Source organism: Dietzia sp. CW19 (assembly GCF_014145265.1).
Taxonomy (GTDB): domain Bacteria; phylum Actinomycetota; class Actinomycetes; order Mycobacteriales; family Mycobacteriaceae; genus Dietzia; species Dietzia natronolimnaea.
This window is the reverse complement of the sequence record NZ_JAALEE010000166.1, coordinates 1-5,302: the sequence shown is the minus strand read 5'-3', so window position 1 is coordinate 5,302 and position 5,302 is coordinate 1. Positions and strand designations below refer to the sequence as shown.

Here is a 5,302-nt window from a genome sequence, read left to right as displayed (position 1 = left end):
CGACGGTGCTCGCGGCGATGGTCCGCCGGTCGAGCGGCAGCCATTCGGGGGCGGGCTCCGCGGGGTCGGGCCGCGATGCCGCGAAGTGCTGCGACCCGGGCGTGGTCACGTCGCGTCCCGCTGGTCGTCCTCGGCCAGGAGCGTCAACCTGTCGACCATCTCCTCGGCCTGCGCGGCGTCGAGGGCGCTGATGCGGACCGCGCCCGAGGAGGAGGCGGTGGTGACGACGACGGTGGCCAACCCGAACTGACGCTGCAGTGGACCGCGGGTCTTGTCGACGGTCTGCACCCGGGAGAGCGGCGCGGCCCTCCATTCCTCCCAGAACAGGCCACTACGGCTGTAGATCGCCGTGTCGGTCGCTTCCCACCGGTGGATGGCCCAGCGCACCCGGGGTACCGCGACCAGTGCCACGGCGGTCGCGGCCGCCCACCCCGCCGCCACGAGCAGGACCCAGGGGAACAGGACAAGGCCCAGGACCACGGCCACCACCAACGGCCCCGCCATCCACAGTGCGACCTGCGCCGTCCACCAGCGCCGACACCGCGGGTCGACGCGGTGACGTGGTGGCCTGAGTCCGATCGATGACGAGTTCACGGTGTCCAACATAGGGCCCTGTGGAACGCTGGCGTGCATGACACTTCACCGGCGCTACCGGGCCACCGGCGCAGACCTGCCCTTCGGCGATCCGCTTCGCGCGCACGGGGTGGCCATGGAGGGATACTTCCTCCGCGTGACCGACCGCGACCGCGGCCGCGCCCTGATCGCGCTCATCGGGATCAACCGGGGGCCGGACGGGCACTGGGCGACGCTCGGCCTGGCGTCCGACGAGGTGCCTCCCCGGCCCGGGGAGATCGGGGCCCCCCGGCCGGGCGTCGGCGCGACCTCGTCGTCGTCATCTACCGAGGCGGGGACGCCACCCGCGAGGTCGGGCACGTCGTCGTCTCTCCGGCTGGCCGCCGCGCCCGAGGGGTGGGCCGATCCCGACCGCCTGGGGGCCCGCTCCGGGGATCGGTTCGAGTACCGACCGGACGGGGTGACCGTGGACATGGGCGAGGGGGCCCGCCTCCACGTGGAGATCACCGATCCCGTGGAGTGGCCGCACCGGGCCGTCGGTGGGTCGAGCGTCTTCCAGGCCGTTCCCGCCCTCAACCAGTACTGGCACCCGTGGTTGCTCGGCGGTCGGGCGCGGGGCTGGGCGGAGCTGGACGGCCGGCACTGGGAGTTCGACGGCGCCGATGTCTACGGGGAGAAGAACTGGGGCGCCGAGGGCTTTCCGGACTCCTGGTGGTGGGGGCAGGCGCAGGGATTCTCCGAACCGGACACCTGCGTGGCCTTCGCCGGCGGGCAGATCCATTCGGGCCCGCTGCGCACCGAGGTCACCGCCCTCGTGGTGCGACTTCCGGATGGTCGGGTGATCCGGCTGGGAAACCCCGTGGTCTCGCCGGTCCGGGCGCGGGTCGCTGATGACGTCTGGGCACTCGAGGGGCGCGGTTACGGTTGGCGGATCCGCGTGACCGGGCGGGCGCCCCTGGGTCGGGCGCACGTGCTGCCCGTGCCGTTGCCGTCGGAGAAGCGGAACTCGGCGGGCGCGATCGAGCACCTGTCCGGTGAGCTCGAGGTGGAGGTGAGCCGGTTCGGGCGCCATGTCTGGAGCGATCACAGTCCACAGGCCGCACTCGAGCACGGGGGGCTGGACCGCGCCGAGGCCGAGTTGCGGCGGCGTGGCGTACCCGTGGGGGAGACGGGCGCCGCGCCGGAGTGAACGAACCCGGGAGCGCGTCAGATCTTGCGCAGGCGCAGCCGCTGGATGGAGTGGTCCGAGTTCTTGCGCAGCACCAGCGTCGCGCGCGGCCGGGTCGGCAGGATGTTCTCCACCAGGTTCGGGCGGTTGATCGACATCCAGATCTCGCGGGCGGCGAGCCGGGCCGCCTGGTCGGACAGATCCGCGTAGTGCGCGAAGTGCGAGTTGGGGTTGGAGAACGACGTGCTGCGCAGTTCGAGGAAGCGCTCGACGTACCACTTCTCGATGTCCTCGATCTTCGCGTCCACGTAGAGCGAGAAGTCGAACAGGTCCGAGACCATCAGTCGGGGGCCCGTCTGCAGCACGTTCAGTCCCTCGACGATGAGGATGTCCGGGCGCTTCACCTCGATGAACTCGTCGGGGACGATGTCGTACTTGGTGTGCGAGTACACGGGCGCGCGGACGACCGGGGCACCCGATTTGACCTCGGTGACGAACCTCAACAGCGCACGCCGGTCGTAGGACTCGGGGTAGCCCTTGCGGTGCATGAGCTGGCGCCGCTGGAGTTCACGGTTGGGGTACAGGAAGCCGTCGGTGGTGATGAGGTCCACCCGGGGGTGGGAGTCCCAGCGGGTCAGCAGCGCGCGCAACACACGGGCGGAGGTGGACTTGCCCACCGCCACCGAGCCGGCCACCCCGATCACGAACGGCATGGGGGCGTCCACGGTCTCACCGAGGAACAGGTTGGTGGACTGGAACAGGCGCTGGCGGGCCGATACCTGGAGGTGGATGAGCCGGCTGAGCGGCAGGTAGATCTCCGCGATCTCGTCCAGGTCCAGGTGTTCGCCCAGACCGCGCAGTCCCTCGAGGTCCTGTTCGGTGAGCACCATCGGCATGGCTCGCCGCAACCGACGCCAACTCCGGCGGTCGAACTCCACGTACGGCGTGTAGTCGCCGGCATGTCTGCTCACGATTGCTGATTGTGTCAGGTGCCCACGGGGGAGAGGCCTCCAGGTGCCCTGGCACTAGACTGACGACGACGACGAGACGAGCCGTGGCCCCGACACGATTCGTACGAAGTGAGAAGCCCACGCGCGAGGAGCAACGATGACCGACCCGAACACCGATGTGTTCACCGCCTCCCTGTCCGAGTTGGACCCGGAGGTCGCCGAGGCGATGGCCGGCGAGCTGGCGCGTCAGCGCGACACGTTGGAGATGATCGCGTCCGAGAACTTCGTGCCGCGCTCGGTGTTGCAGGCTCAGGGATCGGTGCTCACCAACAAGTACGCCGAGGGCTACCCGGGTCGGCGCTACTACGGCGGGTGCGAGCACGTCGACGTGGTGGAGAACCTGGCACGGGACCGCGCCAAGGAGGTGTTCGGCGCCAAGTACGCGAACGTGCAGCCGCACGCCGGTGCCCAGGCCAACGCCGCCGTGCTGATGGCGCTCGCGAAGCCGGGTTCGAAGATCATGGGCCTGTCCCTGGCCCACGGTGGTCACCTCACCCACGGGATGAAGCTCAACTTCTCAGGCCAGCTGTACGAGGTCGCCGCCTACGAGGTGGACCCGGAGACCATGCAGGTCAACATGGACACCGTCCGCGAGATGGCCCTCGCGGAGAAGCCGGATGTCATCATCGCCGGCTGGTCGGCCTACCCGCGGACCCTGGATTTCGCGAAGTTCCGCGAGATCGCCGACGAGGTCGGCGCCAAGCTCTGGGTGGACATGGCGCACTTCGCCGGCCTGGTGGCCGCGGGACTGCACCCGAGCCCCGTTCCGCACGCCGACGTCGTGTCCACCACCGTCCACAAGACCCTGGGCGGGCCGCGTTCCGGCATGATCCTCACCAACGACCTCGAGCTGTTCAAGAAGCTCAACTCCGCCGTGTTCCCCGGTCAACAGGGCGGGCCGCTCATGCACGCGATCGCCGCCAAGGCCACCGCCATGAAGATCGCCGGCACCGAGCAGTTCCGCGAGCGGCAGCAGCGGACCATCGAGGGCGCCAAGATCCTCGCCGAGCGGCTCATGGCCGACGACTGCCGCCAGGCCGGCGTGTCCGTCCTCACCGGAGGGACCGACGTCCACCTGGTGCTGGTGGACCTGCGCGAGTCCGACCTCGACGGCCAGCAGGCCGAGGACCTCCTCCACGAGGTCGGCATCACCGTCAATCGCAACGCCGTGCCGTTCGACCCCCGTCCGCCGATGGTGACCTCCGGTCTGCGGATCGGTACGCCCGCGCTGGCCACCCGTGGTTTCGGGGCCGAGGACTTCCGCGAGGTCGCGGACATCATCGGCACCGCCCTCGCGGCGGGTACGGACGCCGACATCACCGCCCTGCGTGGACGCGTGTCCGCGCTGGCCGCGGCCAAGCCGCTGTACGAGGGCCTCGAGGACTGGACGATCCTGGGCTGAGCGTAGGGGGCGGGCCAAGCGCAGGGGGCGCCGGAGTGGATGGTTCCGAGTCGGATGCGACGTACTCCGAACCGCGAGGTTCGAGGCCACGGTCAGGGGGATGAGGGATGGTGCAGCACGCCAGGATGGAGAGTTCCAGGTCCAAGAGGAAGGCGATTCTCCGGGTCGCGGTCGACCACTTCGGATCTGCTGGATACGAGCACACCAAGTGGGCGACGATCGCGCACGAGGTGGGAATCGGTCAGACAGCGCTATATCACTACTTTGAATCCAAAGCTCACTGCCTGCTCACGATCATGAGTACCGAGCTCGACCACTCTCATCGGCGCTTCTCTGAGGCCGTGAAGGACTCCGTGGATGCTGAATCGGCTCTGCGGGCCGCGGTGCGAGGTGTATACGACGTCACCGCCAGTGAGGCGCTTCAAGCCCGAATTCTGGTGCACCACGTCGGCATCCTGGAGACCACGCGTTCCACTGAGCGAGAAGAGGAAGAGCGCCAGACGGCGGTGGAGCACTCGCGCGCGGTGGAGCAGGACTGGATCTCGTTGCTGGCGCGCGGAATGGACTCCGGTGAGTTCCCACGGCGGGACGAGGAGGAGCTGGGACGGCTGATTCTGGGAATGGTCAGCTCCGTGTGGACCTGGTACCGGCCGGATGGGGTGCGGCCCCTCACCGCGATCGGCGATTCGGTGGCAGATGCCTGTTCACGGTTGGTGCACTGATCCGGGGTTCACGGAGCAGCGGCTACCGTTGAGGGGTGAACGAGGATACCGGTCCGGACCGGCGGAGCCTGGCCATCGGCTACGTCCCGGGCGTGCAGCCCGACAAGTGGCTCACCCGGTGGCGCGAGCGCAATCCCGAGGTGCCGATCTCGGCGCGGCGCTCGGGGGATCCGCGCTCGGCGCTGGCCCGGGTCGCCGGGGACGTGGGGTTCGACGTGATCTTCCTCCGCGAACCCGACGCGGCCCCGCGATCCTCGCCGCCCGGCCTGCTCAGGGCGCCGCTGTACACCGAGACCATGGCGGTGCTCGCGGAGAAGGATCACGAGCTGGCCGCGTTCGACACGGTGGCCGTGGCGGACCTCGAGGGCGAGCAGTGGCTCGACCCCGTCGACGCGATCGCCGCGACCCCGGACGAGGTGTCGGCCGC

The 5,302-nt window shown here is 69.6% G+C and carries 6 protein-coding genes; 4 read left to right on the top strand and 2 right to left on the bottom strand.

Annotation, left to right across the window (positions count from 1 at the left end; translation table 11 throughout):
• Nucleotides 1–105: 105 nt before the first annotated feature.
• The gene (locus tag G6021_RS05810; protein ID WP_182609525.1) at nt 106–594 is read right to left on the bottom strand and encodes a PH domain-containing protein; all 489 of its coding nucleotides are present in this window, start codon (nt 592–594) and stop codon (nt 106–108) included.
• Between the two features lie 37 nt (nt 595–631).
• Between G6021_RS05810 and G6021_RS05805 the strand changes: the two genes are divergently transcribed.
• On the top strand, nt 632–1,762 hold the full coding sequence (locus G6021_RS05805) for a tocopherol cyclase family protein (protein ID WP_182609521.1): 1,131 nt from the start codon (nt 632–634) through the stop codon (nt 1,760–1,762).
• Between the two features lie 17 nt (nt 1,763–1,779).
• On the opposite strand, the gene coaA is transcribed toward G6021_RS05805, so the two are convergent.
• Nucleotides 1,780–2,712 carry a type I pantothenate kinase gene (coaA, locus tag G6021_RS05800; RefSeq protein WP_182609522.1) on the bottom strand — a complete coding sequence of 311 codons (933 nt, stop codon included), beginning with the start codon at nt 2,710–2,712 and terminating at the stop codon, nt 1,780–1,782.
• 136 nt (nt 2,713–2,848) lie between these two features.
• On the opposite strand from coaA, the gene glyA reads away from it, so the two are divergent.
• From glyA to G6021_RS05785, 3 genes are all read left to right on the top strand, one after another.
• Nucleotides 2,849–4,153, top strand: a complete 1,305-nt coding sequence (gene glyA / locus G6021_RS05795; RefSeq protein ID WP_182640102.1) for a serine hydroxymethyltransferase — start codon at nt 2,849–2,851, stop codon at nt 4,151–4,153.
• 107 nt (nt 4,154–4,260) lie between these two features.
• Nucleotides 4,261–4,875 carry a TetR/AcrR family transcriptional regulator gene (locus tag G6021_RS05790; protein WP_107749135.1) on the top strand — a complete coding sequence of 205 codons (615 nt, stop codon included), beginning with the start codon at nt 4,261–4,263 and terminating at the stop codon, nt 4,873–4,875.
• A gap of 35 nt (nt 4,876–4,910) precedes the next feature.
• Nucleotides 4,911–5,302: LysR substrate-binding domain-containing protein (locus G6021_RS05785; protein ID WP_182640838.1), on the top strand; the 392-nt coding region annotated here is incomplete at its 3' end.

Coding starts and splice junctions, on each gene's coding strand:
- G6021_RS05805 (WP_182609521.1), top strand. CDS start 632: ATGACACTTCACCGGCGCTACCGGGCCACCGGCGCAGACCTGCCCTTC.
- glyA (WP_182640102.1), top strand. CDS start 2,849: ATGACCGACCCGAACACCGATGTGTTCACCGCCTCCCTGTCCGAGTTG.
- G6021_RS05790 (WP_107749135.1), top strand. CDS start 4,261: ATGGTGCAGCACGCCAGGATGGAGAGTTCCAGGTCCAAGAGGAAGGCG.